Annotated in this window: 19 protein-coding genes; 12 read left to right on the forward strand and 7 right to left on the reverse strand. The window is 36.4% G+C overall.

Annotated features, from left to right (window positions below):
* The first annotated feature begins 5 nt into the window (after positions 1-5).
* The 6 genes from AAGF08_RS03090 (at position 6) to AAGF08_RS03115 (ending at position 5,513) form a co-directional block, all read left to right on the forward strand.
* Positions 6-1,061, forward strand: a complete 1,056-nt coding sequence (locus tag AAGF08_RS03090; RefSeq protein ID WP_343509488.1) for a c-type cytochrome — start codon at positions 6-8, stop codon at positions 1,059-1,061.
* Positions 1,058-2,410 (forward strand): hypothetical protein, encoded by a 1,353-nt coding sequence (locus AAGF08_RS03095; protein ID WP_343509489.1) that lies wholly within the window; start codon positions 1,058-1,060, stop codon positions 2,408-2,410. Before AAGF08_RS03090 ends, AAGF08_RS03095 begins: the two co-directional genes overlap by 4 nt.
* Before the next feature lie 455 nt (positions 2,411-2,865).
* On the forward strand, positions 2,866-3,855 hold the full coding sequence (locus tag AAGF08_RS03100; protein ID WP_343509490.1) for an acyl-CoA desaturase: 990 nt from the start codon (positions 2,866-2,868) through the stop codon (positions 3,853-3,855).
* 4 nt (positions 3,856-3,859) lie between these two features.
* Positions 3,860-5,053 (forward strand): DEAD/DEAH box helicase, encoded by a 1,194-nt coding sequence (locus AAGF08_RS03105; protein WP_343509492.1) that lies wholly within the window; start codon positions 3,860-3,862, stop codon positions 5,051-5,053.
* Between the two features lie 9 nt (positions 5,054-5,062).
* Positions 5,063-5,326, forward strand: coding sequence for a cold-shock protein (locus AAGF08_RS03110; RefSeq protein ID WP_343509493.1), 264 nt, complete (start codon positions 5,063-5,065; stop codon positions 5,324-5,326).
* Entirely contained in the window at positions 5,319-5,513 is a 195-nt protein-coding gene (locus AAGF08_RS03115; RefSeq protein WP_296704718.1) for a cold-shock protein, read from the forward strand. The genes AAGF08_RS03110 and AAGF08_RS03115 overlap by 8 nt, the downstream gene beginning before the upstream one ends.
* A gap of 83 nt (positions 5,514-5,596) precedes the next feature.
* Here AAGF08_RS03115 and AAGF08_RS03120 read toward each other — a convergent pair whose 3' ends face one another.
* Positions 5,597-6,613, reverse strand: coding sequence for a 2-hydroxyacid dehydrogenase (locus AAGF08_RS03120; protein WP_343509494.1), 1,017 nt, complete (start codon positions 6,611-6,613; stop codon positions 5,597-5,599).
* Between the two features lie 5 nt (positions 6,614-6,618).
* Complete coding sequence (locus tag AAGF08_RS03125; protein WP_343509495.1) at positions 6,619-7,797, reverse strand: hypothetical protein; 1,179 nt, start codon at positions 7,795-7,797, stop codon at positions 6,619-6,621.
* Between the two features lie 160 nt (positions 7,798-7,957).
* Between AAGF08_RS03125 and AAGF08_RS03130 the strand changes: the two genes are divergently transcribed.
* Complete coding sequence (locus AAGF08_RS03130) at positions 7,958-8,395, forward strand: Dabb family protein (protein ID WP_343509496.1); 438 nt, start codon at positions 7,958-7,960, stop codon at positions 8,393-8,395.
* On the opposite strand, the gene AAGF08_RS03135 is transcribed toward AAGF08_RS03130, so the two are convergent.
* On the reverse strand, positions 8,396-8,803 hold the full coding sequence (locus AAGF08_RS03135; protein ID WP_343509497.1) for a hypothetical protein: 408 nt from the start codon (positions 8,801-8,803) through the stop codon (positions 8,396-8,398).
* Positions 8,804-8,906: 103 nt separating this feature from the next.
* Between AAGF08_RS03135 and AAGF08_RS03140 the strand changes: the two genes are divergently transcribed.
* Positions 8,907-9,512 (forward strand): alpha-ketoglutarate-dependent dioxygenase AlkB, encoded by a 606-nt coding sequence (locus AAGF08_RS03140; protein ID WP_343509498.1) that lies wholly within the window; start codon positions 8,907-8,909, stop codon positions 9,510-9,512.
* A 49-nt stretch (positions 9,513-9,561) separates the two neighbouring features.
* Here AAGF08_RS03140 and msrA read toward each other — a convergent pair whose 3' ends face one another.
* Positions 9,562-10,668 (reverse strand): peptide-methionine (S)-S-oxide reductase MsrA, encoded by a 1,107-nt coding sequence (gene msrA / locus AAGF08_RS03145; protein ID WP_343509499.1) that lies wholly within the window; start codon positions 10,666-10,668, stop codon positions 9,562-9,564.
* Between the two features lie 274 nt (positions 10,669-10,942).
* On the opposite strand from msrA, the gene AAGF08_RS03150 reads away from it, so the two are divergent.
* Positions 10,943-13,594 carry a PQQ-dependent sugar dehydrogenase gene (locus AAGF08_RS03150; RefSeq protein ID WP_343509500.1) on the forward strand — a complete coding sequence of 884 codons (2,652 nt, stop codon included), beginning with the start codon at positions 10,943-10,945 and terminating at the stop codon, positions 13,592-13,594.
* Between the two features lie 29 nt (positions 13,595-13,623).
* Here AAGF08_RS03150 and AAGF08_RS03155 read toward each other — a convergent pair whose 3' ends face one another.
* Entirely contained in the window at positions 13,624-14,145 is a 522-nt protein-coding gene (locus AAGF08_RS03155) for a hypothetical protein (protein WP_343509501.1), read from the reverse strand.
* A gap of 171 nt (positions 14,146-14,316) precedes the next feature.
* On the opposite strand from AAGF08_RS03155, the gene AAGF08_RS03160 reads away from it, so the two are divergent.
* Positions 14,317-14,859, forward strand: a complete 543-nt coding sequence (locus AAGF08_RS03160) for a hypothetical protein (protein WP_343509502.1) — start codon at positions 14,317-14,319, stop codon at positions 14,857-14,859.
* On the opposite strand, the gene AAGF08_RS03165 is transcribed toward AAGF08_RS03160, so the two are convergent.
* Together AAGF08_RS03165 and AAGF08_RS03170 are read right to left on the reverse strand one after the other, a co-directional pair.
* Complete coding sequence (locus AAGF08_RS03165; RefSeq protein ID WP_343509503.1) at positions 14,860-16,212, reverse strand: ATP-binding protein; 1,353 nt, start codon at positions 16,210-16,212, stop codon at positions 14,860-14,862. It abuts the gene before it with no gap.
* Positions 16,202-17,590, reverse strand: a complete 1,389-nt coding sequence (locus tag AAGF08_RS03170) for a sigma-54 dependent transcriptional regulator (RefSeq protein WP_343509505.1) — start codon at positions 17,588-17,590, stop codon at positions 16,202-16,204. The genes AAGF08_RS03165 and AAGF08_RS03170 overlap by 11 nt, the downstream gene beginning before the upstream one ends.
* Before the next feature lie 341 nt (positions 17,591-17,931).
* On the opposite strand from AAGF08_RS03170, the gene AAGF08_RS03175 reads away from it, so the two are divergent.
* Positions 17,932-19,179, forward strand: a complete 1,248-nt coding sequence (locus AAGF08_RS03175; protein ID WP_343509506.1) for an efflux RND transporter periplasmic adaptor subunit — start codon at positions 17,932-17,934, stop codon at positions 19,177-19,179.
* 212 nt (positions 19,180-19,391) lie between these two features.
* Positions 19,392-20,090 (forward strand): ABC transporter ATP-binding protein, encoded by a 699-nt coding sequence (locus AAGF08_RS03180; RefSeq protein ID WP_343509508.1) that lies wholly within the window; start codon positions 19,392-19,394, stop codon positions 20,088-20,090.
* Positions 20,091-20,103 lie beyond the last annotated feature (13 nt).

Consider the following 20,103-nt stretch of genomic DNA (forward strand, 5'->3'; position numbering starts at 1 on the left):
AGAATATGAAACAGATCGGTAAACCATTTCTGCAATTGATTACGCTGGTATTAAGTTTACTAATGCTGGCAAGCCTTTTAGTGGGGATAATCGGAGTTGTAATTTATTTATCCTATTCTGGAGTAAACCTTCCTTCCTTAAAAGAGGAAACTGTGGTTGCTAAAGTTATAGAAGAGCCTAAATCCAAAGCTTTGATGGATCCAGTAAGCATGTGGAAAGCCCCGGATTGGAGCAAAGTGGATGAAGAACCAAATGCTGATGATATCAAATATGGTCGTGAGCTAATAGCCAATACAGCTGAATACTTAGGGCCAAATGGAAAGGTTAAAAAAATGTCCAATGGCCTCAACTGTCAAAATTGTCATTTACAAGCGGGTACCGTTCCATTAGGTAATAACTATTCAGCAGTAGCAAGTACTTATCCAAAAGTTAGGGGAAGATCTGGAACTGAAGAGGATGTTAAATCCAGAATCAATGGTTGTTTTCAAAGAAGTCTAAACGGAGAAGCACTTCCGAATAACAGTAAAGAAATGATCGCCTTAGTGGCCTATATGAATTGGTTAGGTCAAGATGTTCCAAAAGGAGAAAGACCAGGTGGAGCAGGGATTTATGAGCTTCCATTGTTAGACAGAGCAGCTGATCCAATCAAAGGTAAACTTGTCTATGATAAGCAATGTGTAGCCTGTCATATGGCAGATGGTCAAGGTCTAGCTAAAGCAGATGGTAGCGGATATACCTACCCACCGTTATGGGGAGAGCATAGTTACAATCAAAAGGCAGGACTTTATAGAATGTCAAAATTTGCTGGATATGTAAGGGCTAATATGCCATTTGGAGCAACATATGAAAACCCGATTCTTACAGATGAGGAAGCTTGGGATGTGGCTGCTTATGTGAATAGCTTAGAAAGACCCACCCGAGATTTTCCAAATGATTGGCCAGATATTTCTAAAAAACCTATGGATCATCCTTTTGGTCCTTATGCAGATGAGTTTTCAGAACAGCAGCATAAATTTGGTCCTTTCAAGCCTATAAAAGAAGCTATAGCAAAATTGAAATGAGAAAGATTTTACTAGGGGTATTCCTGGTGCTTTCTTTCCATGCTAAAGCTCAACAATCTGAGAATAAGCTAGAAATAGTACCGGATATCCATTTCCGTACATTTTGGATGAGCACAAGTTATCCAAGTGATTTTAAAAATGATTTTGCATTGGGTTCGAGTTTGAATATTGGTACAAAAATCACATTTAAAGAAAGACTTCAACTGCACTTAGGGTATAGACTCTATGGAAATTTATGGAGCTCTGATTTAACATCTCCTGATCCACTTTCAGGTCTAAATAACCGATATGAAGTCGGATTATTCGATTTGTTGAATGTTGATGATAAATTTTTCGGAAAGCTAGAAACCCTTTCTTTAGGTTATTCTCAATCAAAATGGGGCTTGAGAATCGGTCGCACGGGAATTAATACCAATTGGATCAATGCTCAGGATGGAAGACTAGCTCCAACTGCGATAGAAGGAATCCATACGTGGTTTTCCCCAAACTCCTCTTGGGACTTTGGCTTATGGGCTATAAATAGGATAGGGGTCAGAGGAACCTCAAAATGGCTTGGCTTGGGAGAATCTATTGGTGTTTTTCCGGTAGGGAGAGACGTAGATGGAAATGGATCCCAATATAGAGGCAACACTTCTAGCGATTGGATGGGAATTTTAGAAGTTTCACATGAAGTAAATAAACTTGGTAAAATTAGCTTCTCAGAGACCCTTGTTCAAAATATTTCAAATACACTTTGGTTTCAAATAGAAAGAAACCGGTCTAAATCTATTGAAAAAGGTACTTGGTTTACTGGTTTTCAAGTCGGCTTTCAACATGGTATAGGGGATGGAGGAAATGTTGACCCTATTTTAAGATATAAAGACCCAAGTGACGTAAACTGGGTAGTTTCAGGGAAATTAGGATATTCGAAAAACAACTGGATAACCAGTTTAAGTTACTCTCATTTAGATGGAAAAGGTAGATGGTTGAGTCCCAGGGAGTGGGGAAAGGATGCCTGGTACACTTTTATTCCAAGGGAAAGAAACGAAGGTTTTGGAAATATGGATGCCCTTGTAACCTATGTTGAATATAAAGTTGGAGAAACCGGATTGAGGCCTTATATCCATTTTGGATTTCATTGGCTACCAAGCCTTGAAGATTTTCAAGCAAATAAGTATGGCTTTGCATCCTATCGACAAATTAATGTGGGACTGAAATACAAGCCTAATAAATTGAAAGCAGTTGATTTACACCTAATCCTAATGAATAAGGAAGCTCTTGGAAGCAAATCTCTTACGCCAAGGCAACGATATAATAAATTTGAAATGTTACATATCAATGGCATGTTGAATTGGCGTCCTTTTAAATAAGATTTGAATTTGATGCGTCGAAAAAAACTTTTGTGATAAATCTATCATGCCCATTTTCAAACAAATTAGGAATTTCCAAATAATAGGTAGACCTTTGTGCCAGTCAGGAATTCACTTAACAATATTTATCCTGATCCTTGAAGTAAAGTTAGCGTTGATTATCAACCTGCTTAAGTAGCAAATTCAAGAGTTTACCCTTGCGATTACATAGGTTTTAATTCTCTCCCTTTTCTACTTTTTTAATTCAACAGTGGCCTCTGGCTATTTTTCGAATTAAAACCTGCAGTAAAATCCTCCCCAACAGTACCGAAATTTAATCCATTAAACCAAAACAAGACTTTATTAAAACTATAAGATTCTCAGAGTCTAATCTTTCAGATTTCTCTATCGCCCTCAAATCTAGGGTTTATGGACATTTTAAGTCCAATAATAAATCCAAGTACGCAAATAAGGAAATGGTCATAAAGACTATATCGCTTATATCTCTTTTCTTAGTTCCTCAAATTCTAATTGTATCTGGTTTTGTCACAGAGACTTGGCAATTATTCGGTTGCTACATTCTTTCCGCGTTTGGAATGGCAGGAATCGGTATGGGAGTAATGCATGATGCTTGTCATGGATCGTATTCCAAAAACCCAAAAATTAATAAATATATCAGCTATACGCTCAATATGGTGGGAGCTAGTTCGGAAGTCTGGAGAATCCAGCATAATGTACTGCATCATAGCTATACCAATATTCATGAGCATGATGATGATATAAATGCTCCCTTCTTCTTGAGGTTTTCCCCAGAAGCTGAACAGAATAGGTTACATAAATACCAACATCTTTATGCTTGGATTTTCTACTCATTATCCACCTTATCTTGGGTTACTGCTAAAGATTTCATCAGATTAAAAAGATACCATAAAAAAGGTCTAGTGAAAGGTGAGAATGGTTATAAGAAAACCTTGTGGACTATCATAGGATGGAAAATTGGATATTTTTCAATCATGCTTGGCCTTCCTTTGATCTTTGCTCCATTTCCATTTTGGATGATCTTGTTGGCTTACGTTACAATGCATTTTGTGACGGGGTTTATTATAACCATGGTGTTTCAAATTGCACATATTGTTGAGGAAGTGAATTTTCCTGTTGCAGATGAGCATGGAAATGTTGAAGGAGAAAGAATCCTACACCAACTAGCAACTACTTGCAATTTCTCGCCAAATTCAAAAATAATTACTTGGTTTGCCGGTGGTTTGAATTATCAGGTTGAACATCATTTGTTCCCGGATATCTGTCATGTTCATTATAAGAATATTGCTCCTATAGTAAAAGCTACCGCGGAGGAATTTAACGTGCCTTATTATTCTAAGCCTAATTTTTTCATGGCTGTTTTGGACCATTTCAAAATGCTCTATTTACTTGGAAACACTCCGAAATTGGAGCCACAAAAAGCTTAAAATAATGAACAATACTAGAAATAGAAATACAAAACCGAATCCTTTAGCAAGACCTAAAAGAGGGCCTAGACAGGTTCAGAAAAAGAAAGAATCCACCTTGGATCCCAACTTACTGATCAAAAAAGCTAAACCAACTGGACAGGAAGGATTTCAATCTAAAACTTCTTTTACAAGTTTAAACTTGGCTAAAGGAGTTTTGAGAAATCTTGAATCAAAAGGTTATGAAAACATGACCAACATTCAAGAGCAATCAATTGCCTCGTTGTTAGATGGAAGAGATCTTCTTGGAATCTCGAATACAGGTTCTGGAAAAACCGGAGCATTTTTGATCCCAATAATTGAACATGCACTTAAAGATCCTAGACAGTTTACTGCCTTGATCGTAACTCCAACGCGAGAACTTGCACTTCAGATAGAACAAGAGTTTATAAGCTTGGGTAAGGGTATGCATCTTCAATCGGCAACTTTTATTGGGGGAACAAATATTAACACAGATATGAAGGCCCTATCAAAGAAGCTTCATGTCATTGTGGGTACGCCTGGTAGGTTACTCGATTTGACAAATAGAAGACTTCTAAAATTGAATCAGGTAAAAACCTTGGTTCTGGATGAATTCGACCGCATGTTGGATATGGGGTTCATCAATGATGTGAAGAAATTGGTTGGAGCTATGACTCAAAGGAATCAAACGATGTTGTTTTCGGCGACTTTAGAAGCTTCTCAAAAAGGTCTAATCAATGGATTGTTGAATAATCCGGTTGAGGTGAAAATCAACTCGGGTATAACAACTAATGAGAATATTGAACAAGGGATCATTCGTGTTCCTGAAGGCAAAGATAAGTTTGTCATGCTTGCAGATCTTTTCCAAGATCGCTCAATGGATAAGGTGATTATTTTTACCGAAACCAAAAGACTAGCTGATAGACTAAGTAAAAAATTGAATGAATCAGGTGTTAAATCTGGATTGATTCACGGCAACAAGTCTCAAAATTTTAGAAATAAAACCATAGAGCAATTCAAATCTGGTCAAACCAGAGTGTTGGTAGCTACAGATGTGGCTGCAAGAGGTATAGACGTGGCTGATGTATCCCATGTGATAAACTATCAGCTGCCCATGACAATGGATAGCTATATACACAGAATCGGAAGAACGGGTAGGGCAGGTAAAACAGGTCACGCCATTACATTTGTCAACTAAAATAACTGTATGTCAAAAAATCAGAATAGCTTCATTAAGAAGCAAAAAGCAGAATTAAAGAAAAGAAAACAGAAAGAAAAATTTGAAAAAAAGTTAGAAAGAAAAGCACAGCCAAAAAGCGGGGATCTAGATGATATGATCGTTTATATTGATCGCTTCGGTAATTTCACCGATACTCCTCCAGAGGAGGAACCAGTAAAGAGTACAAAAAATCAAAATCAAAGTAATAAAAACACAAGAACACCAAATTTTAAATCAAGAAATCATGAATGAAGGAACAGTAAAATTCTTTAACACTACAAAAGGCTTTGGATTCATCACACCATCTGACTCTGACGAGGATGTATTCGTACACCAGTCTGGTTTGGTACACGATATCCGTGAAAACGATAAGGTATCTTATGATCTAGTTCAAGGTAAAAAAGGCGTTAACGCAGTTAACGTAAAAGTAGTTAAGTAAGCAAATTCAAAACGGATCCATTAGGATCTGTTTGCTTTTTAATAAAAAACACCTGCTCACTATTGAGGGCAGGTGTTTCCTTTTTAAGGATATAGACTTTTTTGCTTTGAGAATTTTATTTCATTCGTGAGAGACTTGTTTTGTTCAATTTGATCGAGATTTTCTAGAGTCGTCTTTGCAATTTGAGTTAAAGCCTCTTTGGTAAGAAACGCCTGATGACCCGTTATAAGAACATTGGGGAAGGTCATTAACCGAGCTATTTGTTCATCCAGAAGAATCTCTTCTGATAAATCTCTAAAAAATAAGTCTTCTTCTTGTTCGTATACATCTATTCCAAGATATCCTACCTTTCTATTTTTGAGAGCTCTAATTACTGACTTTGTTTCTATTAATGCTCCTCGGCTTGTGTTGATTAGCATAACTCCATCTGGCATTTGCCTCAATGTAGTAGCGTTTATCATATGCTTGGTTCCTGGTGTCAGCGGACAATGCAAAGAAATTATCTGACTTAAAGAAAGTAACTCATCAAGAGTTACATACTCTATCCCCAAGGCCTTTAACCCTTTATTTTCTATTAAGTCATATGCTAAAACTTTGCATCCAAAGCCCAAAGCGATCCTGCAAAAGGCTGTACCTATTGCCCCTGTGCCAATAACTCCAACAGTTTTTCCAAATAGATTAAAACCCACTAAACCTTCCAGGGAAAAATTGTTATCCCGAACTCTGTTGTAAGCTTTATGTGTCTTTCTACTTAAACTTAAAATTAAAGAAAATGCATGTTCAGCAACCGCCTCAGGGCTATATGCAGGAACACGACATATTTTAAAATCTAGTTCTTCAGCGGTTTTAAGATCAACTTGATTATATCCTGCGCATCTTAATACAATATTTTTTACGCCTAACCTAGCCAGTTTTTTTAGTACAGTTTCATCTAAATGGTCATTGACAAATGTGCAAACAGCGTCATAGCCTTCAGATAGCGAAACAGTATATTTATCCAACTTTGCCTCTAGATAGGTGAACTTGTGACCATGTTCCGGTAAAATCCGATCAAAGCTTTCCTGATCATATGATTTGGTACTAAAACATGCTACTTTCATTTTAGTTAGTTTGTCGTTAATTGGTAGATTGAAAATTTAGTGAATTCCTCTTCTACTTCCTTGTTTTCTGGCTCTTGAACCAATAATCTTTTCCCAGGGAGTGAAGTGATCAGAAGTCCATCTAATCCTGGAAGTTCTAAATTTAATTGCTTTCCATCTTTAAAAATAAGAATTCTTTGTTCAGATGTATCTAGACTTGCAGAATAAGGTTCATCTTCGGAGTTTCTATTTTCAAATTCAGCTTCGGTAATGCCTGTAAAATACTGCAATAAATAAATCCCATCCCCCAAATTCATTAGTTTTTGGTTTTTTGCTGCTAATCTTCTTAATGGAAGGACAATCTCTTCTGAGATTCTTGTGCCAATAGGGACAGGATCATAAGTTAGAAATTCAGAATAAGTAATTGGAATTCGATTCTTAAGACTTAGGTCTTTAAGATCATAGATTAGAATTTCAGGATCTAATCCTTGAACTAGGACCAGTTCATTATTTTCCGAATCAACAAAAAATGATTTCCCCATTAATTCCATGTATACACCTTGGGTGGAATTATAGATAGAATTACTTTCATAAGGAATTACAGATTTCACATCCCCAGTCAAAAGGTTTAATTGGTAGAAGTTCTGTAAAGTGTCTTTGCCTTCTTGGTTATAAATTAAATTACTGGCAGTAATGTAATTACTTGGTCCAACAAGAAATAGGGTTGTGTCATTTTTTTGATAAAATGGAGGTATCCCAAGCGGTGAATTGGCTCGGATCGGTAAAGGTGACATGATCCTGTGTGAATGGATTATTTCGTAGTCCGGACTGTAGGCAATAACCTGAAATGGTAATTCTACTATTCTCAGACTGTCAGGCCCAAAACCAAGGCCAGTCGGGTTCCAAGACCCATAGTTTCCTGGACCATCTCCTTTTTTATGAACTCTTTTAAGAATTTCGCCTGATTCAGAAATTTCAAGAATATCGTCTTCTGTTAAAGAATAGCCTAGATAAATATTTTCAATTGGGCTGTAATCTCGAATATTAACTCTAGTGAAATTGTTGACCTGAAAAGAATCCACCTTTACCAAAGAATAATTAGGATTCTCCGGATTCTCTGATTTATCTCTCTTTTCAGTCGAACAACCGACAATAATTAGAAATGTGACAATAATTGCGAATGATAGGCTCTGATTAGTTTTCATTTATTTTAATTTCGTAGATCTACTAATATTTCGTTAATTTAAAATAAGATACCTTCATTCCCTATTTTAATTCATTATTTAATGACTTGCATTCACAAATCCTAAAAGGCTTGGTATAATTTGTCTATTCTGCCTAGATTAGATTTTTAAATAAACGAACATGAAAAAAATGTATAAAGGAATCTTGTTAGTCGGTATCATAGCCTTTTTTTCCGCTTGTAATCAAAAAGTGGAAGAACAAAAAGTAATAGAAGAAATAAAAGAAATAGAAATGGAAAAACCAATGGAACCTGATTCCGTCTTGCGCCACGTAGTTTTGTTTGGATTTACAGAAACTACTTCTCCTGAAAAAGTTGAAGAGATAGTAGAGGCTTTCAAGGCTTTACCAAGCAAAATAGAGCAGATTAAAGGTTTTGAATGGGGTACAAATAATAGCCCAGAAGGCTTGAATGATGGACTGACTCATGCTTTTACTTTGACTTTCCATTCAGAGGAAGATCGGGATATTTACCTTCCTCATCCTGACCATAAAGCTTTTGGTGAAGTTCTGGGTAATAGTCTTTCAAAAGTTGTAGTCGTAGATTACTGGACTCATTAATTATTGATCATAAGGCAAAGCGGATCCGTCCGTTTTGCCTGCATCTTGTATCGTAAGTACTTCCGTGACTACAAAATTACTGGTGCCTCTCCAGGGAAGCATCCCATTAAACTCCTTATATCTAAGTTCTACAAATTTTCCAGAGGCTCTTTCTAGCTGAGAAGCAACCTCTTCGCTTTCTACACTAAATCTAAATTCATTGCTTTGCAATCCACCAGCTGTTGGACTTTGAAACCCTTCTTGGACAACTCGTCCTTCATAGGTTTTAAAAATTACTCCCTTTTTAACAAAGTAATTTAGACTTCCTGCTTTTACTCCTTCGCCAAAAACAAAATAGAATTTCCACCAAAAAAAGATAAGGAAGATAACAAGCGTACTAATACCTAGGATCCAAGCAAACTTTTTCATAAGTCAATTTTAAAAGATTTACTAAATATAGAAAGTCGACTAAATATATTTGAATAGCCAATGTAAAATTATCTTTTACAAATTGATAAAAAGCCCAATAATCATGCAGTCAGATCTATTCCACGATTCTAAAAAAAATTTATTGCCCTATGATGGATTAACAAAATATTATGGGAAATTTCTTTCAAAAGAGGCTTCTGATAGATTTTTAAAACTACTTTTAAATGGAATAGAATGGAAGCAAGAACCTATTAAGATTTTTGGAAAAACTTTACTGCAACCTAGATTGACTGCTCTTTATGGAGATCAAGGGAAAATTTATAAATATTCGGGAATTCAAATGATCCCCGTCCAGTGGACCGATTTTTTGTTGGAAATCAAAGAAAAAGTAGAAAAACTTACAAATTCTGATTTTACACATGTACTGCTGAACCAGTATAGAAATGGGGAAGATTCGATGGGATGGCATCGTGATAATGAATTAAGTCTTGGGAAAAAGCCTACAATTGCCTCTGTAAGTTTTGGAGCAGTCAGAGAGTTTCAAATTAGGCACTACAAAGAAAAAACCAACAAGATAAAAATACCTTTAGAGCATGGAAGTCTTCTCTTGATGGGGGATGTCAGTCAACAGTATTGGGAGCATCAATTGCCTAAATCAAAAAAAGTCAATTCAATAAGAATAAACCTTACATTTAGAAAAATAGTATAAAAAAAGGCCTGGTTTTCCAGGCCTTTCAAATTTTTTATACAAAAATCTCTTAATCAACTAACCAAAGATAATCTCCATATCCTGCAGCTTCCATTTCTGATTTAGGAATGAACTTCATAGCTGCAGAGTTCATACAGTAACGTAAATTTGTTGGGTTTGGCCCATCATAAAATACATGTCCTATGTGGCTGTTCCCTAATTTACTTCTTACTTCCACTCTTACCATACCAGCAGATCTATCGATTGGTTTTTCTATGACTCTGGCATCGATTGGTTTTGTGAAGCTAGGCCACCCTGAACCGGACTCATATTTGTCTTTAGAGCTAAATAGAGGAGCACCACTTACGATATCCACATAAATTCCAGCCTCCTTATTTCCATTATATTCGTTTTGGAAGGCATACTCAGTAGCATCTTCCATTGTGACTTCATATTGAAGATCTGTTAATTTACTCTTCAATTCTGCCTTAGAGGGAGCTGGGTATTTTTTTTCGCTTAATTCAGGCCAATGGGCCTTGATAAATGCATCCCTTCCGCTACCATTTCTATAAGCATAATATTCTTTTGGATTCTTTTTATAATAGTCCTGATGATAGTCCTCTGCAGGATAGAAATTTTTATACTTAATAATAGGGGTTGCAACGGGTTTATCAAATTTCCCAGATGCATCTAGAAGTTTTTTAGACTCCTCAGCAACTCTCTTTTGCTCTTCATCATGATAGAAAATGGCAGATTCATATTGTGAACCTCTATCATAAAATGAACCTCCTACATCAGTTGGGTCGAATGTTTGCCAAAAGATATCCACTAATTCAGAATAACTGATCACCTCTGGGTCAAAAGCAATCTGTACCGATTCTCTGTGAGAAGTAGATCCGCTACTTACTTCTCCATAGGTTGGGTTTTTCTCTTTTCCTCCAGAATATCCAGATGTGGCAGCGATTACACCATCTATTCCTTCAAATGGTGCTTCAACACACCAAAAACATCCACCGGCAAAGGTTGCCAGCTCAGTTTCTCCTTTGTATGAAGCAATTTTTTCACTGTCTGTACTATTACTCTGCTTACTTTCTGCCGGTGAATTCCCACAGGCTGTCAGCAAAAGTGCAATCCCTGCAACTAGAATTTTTGAAGACATTTTAGTTAAATATTTCATTGGTAATTGAAGATTATTTGAATAGGATGAATCTTATCCTATGAAGTTAAAACCATAAATCAAGACATTGTGTTTTGACTACAGCTTAATAAGATGAAATTTCTCTTTTTTGTTCCAAATACGTAATGGAATCAAAATTGGATATGACTTTATTAGAAAAATTTAGATTTATCCATGGCTTTATTTTCGATAGATAAGTAAATCCATGATCGGTAATTTTGGGAAATTCTTATTTCTTTACCTTTGACACCGATAAATTAAAAAGTTTATTTTTATGAGAAAACTGTTGTTGGTTTCATCTTTCATGGGTCTTTTCATGATTGGTTGTACCAAACAAAATTCAGATCCTTTCGCTAATGTCAAACCTGATGAAAGTAGATTTACAAAAGTCACCCTAGTTGAGAAGCTTAATGAACCTATGGAATTAGAGGTTCTTAACAATTTGGACGTTTTGATAATCGAAAGAGCCGGAAAGATCAGGCTATATCAAAATAAAACTGGTAATTTAATTGAAGTAGGATTTCTAGAGGTTTACCCTGAAAGAGAAGATGGTTTGATGGGTTTGGCAAAAGATCCAAATTTTGAAATAAACCATTGGATTTACCTCTATTATGCTCCCCCAAATACATCCATTAATAGACTTTCAAGATTCGATTTTAAAAATAATATTGTAGATCTCACTTCAGAAAAAATAATTTTGGAGATCCCTGTATACAGAGATTGTTGTCACTCTGGAGGATCTTTGGAATTTGATGCTCATGGAAATTTATTTTTGTCTTTAGGGGATGATTCCACTCCTTTTGAATCCATTAATTTTAACCCTATTGATGAGCGCATGTTCAGACCTGAAAACGTGGATGCACAGCGTTCTTCCGGTAATACCAATGATTTAAGAGGTTCAATAATTAGAATTCACCCTGAGGCTGATGGAACTTATACGATTCCTGAAGGAAATTTATTTCCTGTTGGGACAGAAGGAACCAGACCTGAGATTTATGTGATGGGAAATAGAAATCCTTTTCGGATAGCCATTGACCAGCATAATGATAATTTGTTTTGGGGAGAGGTGGGGCCGGATGCGTCCGCAAGTGATTCTTCAAGAGGTCCAAAAGGATATGATGAATATAACTTAGCCACCAAACCGGGTTTTTATGGTTGGCCCTATTTTGTGGGAGATAATAAATCGTACTGGAAATTTGACTTTGAAAAACAAGAGTCTTTATTCCTTTTTGATCCAGAAGCTCCTATAAATACTTCGCCAAGGAATACTGGACTCCAGAATTTGCCCCCTGCACAAAAGCCCTTGATTTGGTATCCCTATGATGAGTCTGTTGAATTTCCAATGTTGGGTACTGGAGGAAGGAATGCCATGGCGGGTCCTGTTTATTATAGAGAGGATTATGAAGATTCGGAGGTAAGGTTTCCAGGCTATTATAATGGAAAATCCCTTTTTTATGATTGGATGAGAAATTGGATTTTTATGGTCAGCCTCACTGAAAATAATGAACTGGATACCTTAGAAAGATTTATGCCCTCAACTGTTTTTGATAAACCAGTTGATATGCAATATGGCCCAGACGGAGCACTCTATGTTTTGGAATACGGTACTTTCTGGCGATCACAAAATGATGATTCAGGTTTGTATCGAATCGAATTTGCTGCTGGAAACAGAAAACCTTCTGTAAAAATAAGTGCTGACAAGCAATCTGGAACTGCTCCATTGGAAGTAAGGTTTTCTTCCGAAGGTACAGTAGATGTTGATGAAGGTGACCAATTGACTTACCAATGGGATTTTGATGGTGAGGCGAGTTCTTCTGAAAAGAATCCAACTTTCAAATTTGAAAAAGCAGGTGAGTATACAACAACCTTGACAGTAACAGATCAATCCGGAGCTTCAACAGCAGAATCCATTGATATTTTGGTGGGAAATGAAGCACCTACAGTTTCAATTGACTGGGGAGCTAACAAAAGCTTTTATTTTGGAAATGAAACAGTAATGTATGAAGTAAGGGTTTCAGATAAAGAAGATACTTCCATTTCTGATTCTGATATCAACTTTAGCATTGACTACCTACAAGGAGGCTATGATATCATCCAAACTGGACCTGAAGAAGAAGTGATAAGTTTAGGGGAAGCACTAATAAACCAATCAGGATGTATAGGTTGCCATGCCATGGAAAATAAATCTGTTGGCCCGACCTATTCTGAGGTATCAAAAAAATATGCTGATGATACCGAGGCTAAATCCTATTTGACTAATAAAATAATTAATGGTGGTTCAGGAGTTTGGGGGGATACTCAAATGCCAGGACATGTTCATCTTGAAAAGGATAAAGTTGAAGAAATGGTTGAGTTTATCTTATCCTATTCTAATCCAAATTCAAAGAAGATAAAATTGCCATTATCAGGGTCTTATAAGTTAGATGAGCCAGTTTTACCAGATTCTTATTATTTGATTCAAGCGAGTTATGAAGATAAAGGAGCCAACGGAATTGGTGCTTTAAAAACTTCTAAACAACTAATTCTTCGAAGTCCTAAAATATCTCCTACAATTGCTGACGAATTTGTCAATGTTGCAAAGTCAAATGAGAATAATTCCCGCTTCATCAAATTCACTGAAAAAGAATCCTACTTCAGCTTTAAAAATCTAGATTTATCTGGAATTGAATCGATAGACCTAGAAGTAAATCCTGGGAATATTTCAGGTAAAATTGAAATTAGATCAGGAGGAGTAGATGGTGTTTTAATAGGAGAAAGCAAATTGCTGGATTCTAAACAAATGAAGAAAGGGGAAGATTGGTTTGTAGTTTCAATTCCTATTCAAAAAATAGCGAATCCGTCTGACGTTTATTTTATTCTAAAAACGGAATCCGGAATTTCGATCTGGTCCACCTTTAATATAAATTCAATGGAATTCAATCAATAAAAAAAGGCAGTTTCATTGCTGCCTTTTCTTTATTCTATTTTTAAAAATTCCTTAAAGTATTTTACTAGGTATTGATATTCTTCATGTCCGATTTTTCCTGCATCCATCACCTTCTTTACTACTTGAGTAATTTCATCGAAAGGATATTGATCCTTCAAATGGGAATTATCATCAAGCCATTTTTGAAGAAGATTAAGTTCATATTTGTTTATATCTCCATCTGCCATTATTCCGTAACAGATGCCCTGTAAGTAATGTAGATCAGCTTTTACCTTATCTTTTTCTTTAAATTTTGGAGCATATCGATTTAAAATATCCTTGATCTCATGAATTTCTTCGGATCCCAAAACTCCGGTATTGATTATTTCTATTATTTCATGATGCAAAGATGCAAAAGGCTCCTCATGGCTCAAACTATCATGGGTTTGGCACCATGATTTAATCGCATCAAACTCACTTTTAGTAATTCTTCCATCCATGGAAATCCCATTGATGAGACCATCTAAGTTGTGGAAAGCTATTTGGGTTTGTATGGTGATATTTTCTTCCATAAAATCTTTTTTATATAAGGTACAAAGTCTTTGATTACAATAAAACACCCAAAGCGAAGTATTAGCAAATAGAATTAAAAAAAGATGGATTGGATAATTTGGTTAATGGGGATGAGAAAGTAAACATTAGATTTTTAGTAGCGTAAAAAGAGTATTTAAATGGCCATAATTATGAAAAATTCAATTCTAGGGATCTCATTATTTATTTTGATAATCGGTTCAGGTTTTGCTCAAACTTCTACTTGGGAAACTCCCACATTTGCAGTGCCTTTGGTCTCAGAAGATCAATCATTGGCAAATTTAGAAATTGATAAAAGCCTTGAATATGCAGATTTGATTTTAGGTTCAAAATCATATCGAATTTTGTTGAATAACAGTAATAAAAAATGCAAGATTATAGATTTGGAATCTGATCAGCTTTTTGCAGAAGGAAATAGTTTGAATAGCTTCCAGTCTGGAAATTTAGCTTTCATGGATGGCGAAATATTCAATTTTGAAAAGAGAAAGAAGAAGGAAGGATATGAAATAATTGGTCCCTCAGGTCTTTTATTCAATGTCGAAAATAGGGGCTTGGCTCCATTGAAGGTAAACAGCGAAAAAGAATTGATTGCCCAGTCCGTATTTGTATTTAAAAGAATAAAAGATCTCAACCGCCAACTTCCTGACGTTTATAATTTCTACACGGATTATTATTCTTCTTTGTATAACCGCTAATTACCGAAATGACAAAGTGAAAACAGTTTTTTCATTAGGAATTGAAGTAACCTGAAGCGTTCCTCTATGCAAGTTCATAATCTGTCTGGAGATAGCTAATCCAATTCCTGACCCTGTTTTTTTGGTTGTATAAAAAGGTACAAATATCCTTTCCAATGCTTCAGGAATAATTCCAGGGCCATGATCTTCAACTCGTATCAATGTACCGGCATCTCCCTGACTCAATGCTGATACCCAGATAGTACGATCGGCTTGTTGCTGAAGAGATTCACTCGCATTTTTTATCAGATTGATCAGAATCATGTTTATTTGATCAGGATCACAGTGGATTTCCAAGTCCCCTGGAATAATTTCTGTTTCAATTTTTACCTCGGATAACTTTAAATCCTCCTTCATTAAAATCAAAACGTTCTCAAAAAGAGATTTAACAGGTATAAATTTCTTTTTTGGCAAAGGAATATTGGTGTAATCTCTGTAGGCGTTCACAAAATTAACAAGACCTTTACTTCTATTGGCTATTGTCTCTAGCCCTTCCTGGATATCCTGATAGCCATCTTTCTTGATCAAAAAACCTTCTTTCTGAACGTAAGAATCTTCCTCTAAAATTGTACTCAATGAATCCACCAAACTAGAAATTGGTGTAATGGAATTCATGATTTCATGTCTAAGTACTTTTGTAAGATTCTGCCAAGCTTCCAATTCGTTAGATTGAAGTTCAGCGTTGATATTTTGTAGCGAGAGTAAGGTCCAGCTTTGGCCACCCATTTTCAAAGAAGTAGATTGAATGATCAAATGGAGGTTGGGATTTACTTTATAAGAAATCCTGTGACCGGGTTTCATTTCTAAAACCTGCTCCAAAAGAGAAATAGATAATTTCCCTAAATCAGAGATATCACGAAATTGAGGGATTTGTAATAATTGTTTTGCTGCATTGTTGATGACACCGATTTTACCATCAGCATTGAATGAAATAATCCCTGAATTTATGTGCTGAATAATGACTTGAAGGAAAAGCATTTGTTCTTCCTTCTCGGCTCTGGTCTGCTTAAAAACATTCATGACCTCATTAAAAGCCACATTGACTTCACGGAAGGAACCACCCATTTGGCTGTCTGAAGTGAAAGAACTCGAAAAATCAGTGTATCGAATTGAGTCAAGAAACCTGGCAAGTTTATGGTTGACTGAATTCACATAGTAAATCAATTCACCAATTTGGATCAGTGCAATGATACCCAAAATACCTGGGGCTAACCATAAATCTTGACTGTAAAAAAGCCATAGTCCCAAGTACAAACAAAGGATTATCAGCAAGATCCTCAGGCCTACGCCCATTGAAAACCGCTTATAAACCATATTTTTCTAATCTGCGATATAAAGATGATCTGGTCAGCCCCAACTCCTCTGCGGCTCTGGTAATATGTCCATTGTGTTTTTGTAAAGCTTTCCGGATTAGAATTCTTTCCACATCTTCAATATTCAAGTGTTCTAAACTTACAGATTCATCTTTTTGCTCAGGCTGCTGCATTTTTTGCAAAAACAAATCTTCTGGTTGAAGTACATTATGATTGCTCATAATTACTGCTCTTTCTATACTATGTTGTAATTCCCTAATATTTCCTGGCCAATGGTACTTCATCATTCGCTTGATGAGTGGTTCGGAAGCCTTTCTGATATCTTTATTGTATTTCTTAGAATAGAATTGAATAAAGTGATTTGCCAAGAGCATCACATCATCCTCTCTTTCCCTTAGTGGAGGAAGTTGGATTTCGATGGTATTGATTCGATATAAAAGATCTTGTCTGAAACTATTGTCATACACCATATTGTGAATCGGCATATTGGTAGCTGAAATCAATCTGATATTTACATCTACAGATCTATTCGCCCCAACTCGGGTTACTTGTCTGTTTTGTAAAACAGCCAATAGCTTGGCTTGAAGAGGCAAAGGAAGGTTACCTATTTCATCTAAAAATAATGTTCCCTTATGAGCTTGCTCAAAACGTCCTGCTCGGTCCTCTTTAGCATCAGTAAATGACCCTTTTTTATGTCCAAAGAGCTCTGATTCAAAAAGAGACTGTGTGATTGAACCAAGGTCTACTCCTACAAAAGCTTCTTTATTTCTTCTGCTATGTCTATGGATAGCTCGGGCTACTAATTCCTTTCCTGTTCCGTTTTCTCCAAGTATTAAAACATTGGCGTCCGTTGATGCAACTCTTTCTATTGTTTCATAAACTTTTTGCATGGCAGGACTTTGACCAATTATTTCCGAAAACTTCCGGTCTATATCCTGCTGAAGGGTGTGCTTTTGATCTTTGAGTAGATCCACCTCCAATTTTTTCTGGCGGAGCTGAAGGGCAGAGTTTAAAGTGCCCAACAAACGCTCATTTTCCCAGGGCTTAAGAACAAAATCAGTAGCTCCTTCCTTTATTGCCCTTACAGCAAGGTTAACATCCCCATAAGCTGTTATTAGCACTACTACGGCAGATGGGTCTAATTCAAGAATTCGGTCAAGCCAATAAAAACCTTCTTGCCCTGAACTTACATCTTTTGTAAAATTCATATCGAGCATAATGACATCATATTGCTCATTATGGGTGAGAATGGGTAGTAAATCCGGGTTGGTTTCTGTATCTACTTGGGCAAAATGTCTTTTAAGAAAAATTTTGGCAGCTTTGAGTAGATCTTCATTGTCATCAATAATGAGAATTTTTCCAATTTTTTGCTCACTCATTTATAGATTGGTTAATTAAAGAGTAGAATTTTTTCTTTTTACCATATTTAAATAGGTATCAGTATGTATTCCAAAAGCATACCGAATTAGAAATTCTTAAGAAATTCAAAAGAAATACTCTCCTATTTCAATTAAAAGCCATTTTCAATAATCAGATGATTGTTTCTGGCGATCCATAATTTAAAGAAAGTTGAGCGGGTTTTGTTCGCATGCGAACAAAAATGTTCGGGAGCCTTGCTGGTAAATACCCTCAAACCTTTAAAATAAGCCATAGAAGGCTGTTTTTTTGGTGGCATACCATTTGGCATATCAGTGTCAGCCGAAAATGGCAGATACACACAATGGATAGAAAAATACAAAAGAAGACCTGGACGCCCAGGAGGATTGCATGGATTGTCGGAGGAGCAGTTTTGCTCTTCGGAATTATTTATCAAATCGGGTTTGCTGATCATCGATCTACAATGAATGTTGAAAAGGATCGTCTGAGCATCGCCACTGTTTCTACCGGAGAATTTACTGATTACATATTAGTCTCTGGTCAAATTGAACCGGCACAGACTTTTTTCCTCGATGCGGTTGAAGGTGGGATGGTTGCTGAGATCGTTAGGGAGTCCGGTGCTTTGGTGGATGTAGGTGATACTATTTTGATCATGGCCAACTCTAATTTGCAGCTCGATGTGATGCAGAGGGAAACCATGCTATATGAGCAAATAAATAATTTACGTCAAACACGACTTTTTTTAGATCAAAACGATTTGAGTCAGCAAGGTCAATTGGCAGAAATAGATTATCAGATCAGTCTCCTTGAACCACAATATAAAAGGTTCAAAGAGCTCCATGAGAAAAAATTGGTTTCTGACAGAGAATTTGAAGAGGTCGCTGAGCAGTATGAATATAATTTAAAGCGTAAAGAATTAACCTATGCTTCTTATAGAAGTGATTCTATAGCAAGGGCTTATCAACTTGCCCAGCTTCGGCAGTCAGAAAATAGAATGAATGCTTCCTTGAACGGAGTAGGACAGATTTTGAATAATCTGATAATTAAAGCACCTATTTCAGGTCAACTTGCCATGGAACAAATCGAAGTCGGTCAAGCTATCAATTCAGGCGAGCGATATGGACAAATAGATGTATTGGATGAATTTAAAGTAAGAGTACCTATTGACGAACTGTATTTACCAAGAATCGGTCAAGGACTTCGAGGCAAGTTCACGCTCAGTGGTGTAGATCATGAGTTGGAGATAATGAAAATTTACCCAACGATCACTAATGGTCGGTTTGAAGTAGATATGAAATTTACAGGAGAGAGTCCAAGTGGCATCCGTAGAGGCCAAAGTGTAAGAATCAGGTTGGAGTTGGGAGACAGCGAGCAAAGTCTCTTGTTGCCAACTGGAGGCTTCTTTAAGGATACCGGAGGGAATTGGGTATTTGTTCTGAATGCTGCTGGAAATGCCGAGAAGCGGAATATCAGATTGGGTAGAAAGAATCCTGAATACTACGAAGTGTTAGAAGGTCTAGTTGAAGGAGAAAAAGTCATTGTCTCAGGTTATGAGAACTTCGGGGATAATGAAGTTTTGGAACTGAATTAAAGAAAGAGAAATTCTTATTTGATATCTAAAAAAAGACGATCTCAAAAAAAGAATTTACCAAGATGAAAGAGGTTTATGCAACTATTTTGTGAACCTGATCATCTAATAATAAGAAAGAAATCAATTAAGTCGAAAATAAAATAAATACAAAACCGCTGGATGAACCGGATCTGACCTTTGATACCGGATTTCTGGAAATAAAAAAAACACCTATGACCAACGTAATTAAAACTGTCAATCTAAGAAAAATGTATGCGACCGAAGAGGTAGAAACTACTGCATTGGACAGCATCCAGATAGAAATTAAAAAAGGCGAATTTGTCGCCATCATGGGTCCCTCAGGATGTGGAAAATCTACCTTGCTTAATATCCTGGGCTTATTGGATAATCCCGATGATGGGGAATATTATTTCTTGGATCAGGAAGTAGCAAAGTTCTCAGAAAGACAGCGTTCTTCTTTGAGAAAAGGAAACATTGGATTCGTTTTCCAGAGCTTTAATCTTATCGATGAACTGACTGTGTTTGAGAACGTAGAGCTTCCGCTTTTGTATCTAAAAATTCCTGCCGATGAGCGAAAGACCCGTGTGGAAGAAGTCCTAACTCGTATGAATATCATGCATAGGAGAAACCATTTTCCTCAGCAACTTTCCGGTGGTCAGCAGCAGCGTGTGGCAATTGCCAGAGCGATTGTAGCAAAACCTTCAGTGATTCTTGCCGATGAACCTACAGGTAACTTGGATTCTACGAATGGCGAAGAAGTAATGAGACTTCTGGAAGAACTAAATAACGAAGGAACGACCATTGTGATGGTTACTCACTCTCCTCACGATGCCAACTATGCCCACAGAACGATCAACTTATTTGATGGTAAAGTGGTGACAGAGAATATCAGAGAGCAGTTTCACGTATAAAAAGTTAGAAGCT

Source organism: Algoriphagus sp. SE2 (genome assembly GCF_039563885.1).
Lineage (GTDB): Bacteria > Bacteroidota > Bacteroidia > Cytophagales > Cyclobacteriaceae > Algoriphagus.

Coding starts and splice junctions, on each gene's coding strand:
- AAGF08_RS03115 (WP_296704718.1), top strand. CDS start 5,319: ATGAATGAAGGAACAGTAAAATTCTTTAACACTACAAAAGGCTTTGGA.
- AAGF08_RS03120 (WP_343509494.1), bottom strand. CDS start 6,613: ATGAAAGTAGCATGTTTTAGTACCAAATCATATGATCAGGAAAGCTTT.
- msrA (WP_343509499.1), bottom strand. CDS start 10,668: ATGAAATATTTAACTAAAATGTCTTCAAAAATTCTAGTTGCAGGGATT.
- AAGF08_RS03090 (WP_343509488.1), top strand. CDS start 6: ATGAAACAGATCGGTAAACCATTTCTGCAATTGATTACGCTGGTATTA.
- AAGF08_RS03095 (WP_343509489.1), top strand. CDS start 1,058: ATGAGAAAGATTTTACTAGGGGTATTCCTGGTGCTTTCTTTCCATGCT.
- AAGF08_RS03135 (WP_343509497.1), bottom strand. CDS start 8,803: ATGAAAAAGTTTGCTTGGATCCTAGGTATTAGTACGCTTGTTATCTTC.
- AAGF08_RS03130 (WP_343509496.1), top strand. CDS start 7,958: ATGAAAAAAATGTATAAAGGAATCTTGTTAGTCGGTATCATAGCCTTT.
- AAGF08_RS03110 (WP_343509493.1), top strand. CDS start 5,063: ATGTCAAAAAATCAGAATAGCTTCATTAAGAAGCAAAAAGCAGAATTA.
- AAGF08_RS03160 (WP_343509502.1), top strand. CDS start 14,317: ATGAAAAATTCAATTCTAGGGATCTCATTATTTATTTTGATAATCGGT.
- AAGF08_RS03175 (WP_343509506.1), top strand. CDS start 17,932: ATGGATAGAAAAATACAAAAGAAGACCTGGACGCCCAGGAGGATTGCA.
- AAGF08_RS03105 (WP_343509492.1), top strand. CDS start 3,860: ATGAACAATACTAGAAATAGAAATACAAAACCGAATCCTTTAGCAAGA.
- AAGF08_RS03165 (WP_343509503.1), bottom strand. CDS start 16,212: ATGGTTTATAAGCGGTTTTCAATGGGCGTAGGCCTGAGGATCTTGCTG.
- AAGF08_RS03150 (WP_343509500.1), top strand. CDS start 10,943: ATGAGAAAACTGTTGTTGGTTTCATCTTTCATGGGTCTTTTCATGATT.
- AAGF08_RS03125 (WP_343509495.1), bottom strand. CDS start 7,797: ATGAAAACTAATCAGAGCCTATCATTCGCAATTATTGTCACATTTCTA.
- AAGF08_RS03155 (WP_343509501.1), bottom strand. CDS start 14,145: ATGGAAGAAAATATCACCATACAAACCCAAATAGCTTTCCACAACTTA.
- AAGF08_RS03100 (WP_343509490.1), top strand. CDS start 2,866: ATGGTCATAAAGACTATATCGCTTATATCTCTTTTCTTAGTTCCTCAA.
- AAGF08_RS03170 (WP_343509505.1), bottom strand. CDS start 17,590: ATGAGTGAGCAAAAAATTGGAAAAATTCTCATTATTGATGACAATGAA.
- AAGF08_RS03140 (WP_343509498.1), top strand. CDS start 8,907: ATGCAGTCAGATCTATTCCACGATTCTAAAAAAAATTTATTGCCCTAT.
- AAGF08_RS03180 (WP_343509508.1), top strand. CDS start 19,392: ATGACCAACGTAATTAAAACTGTCAATCTAAGAAAAATGTATGCGACC.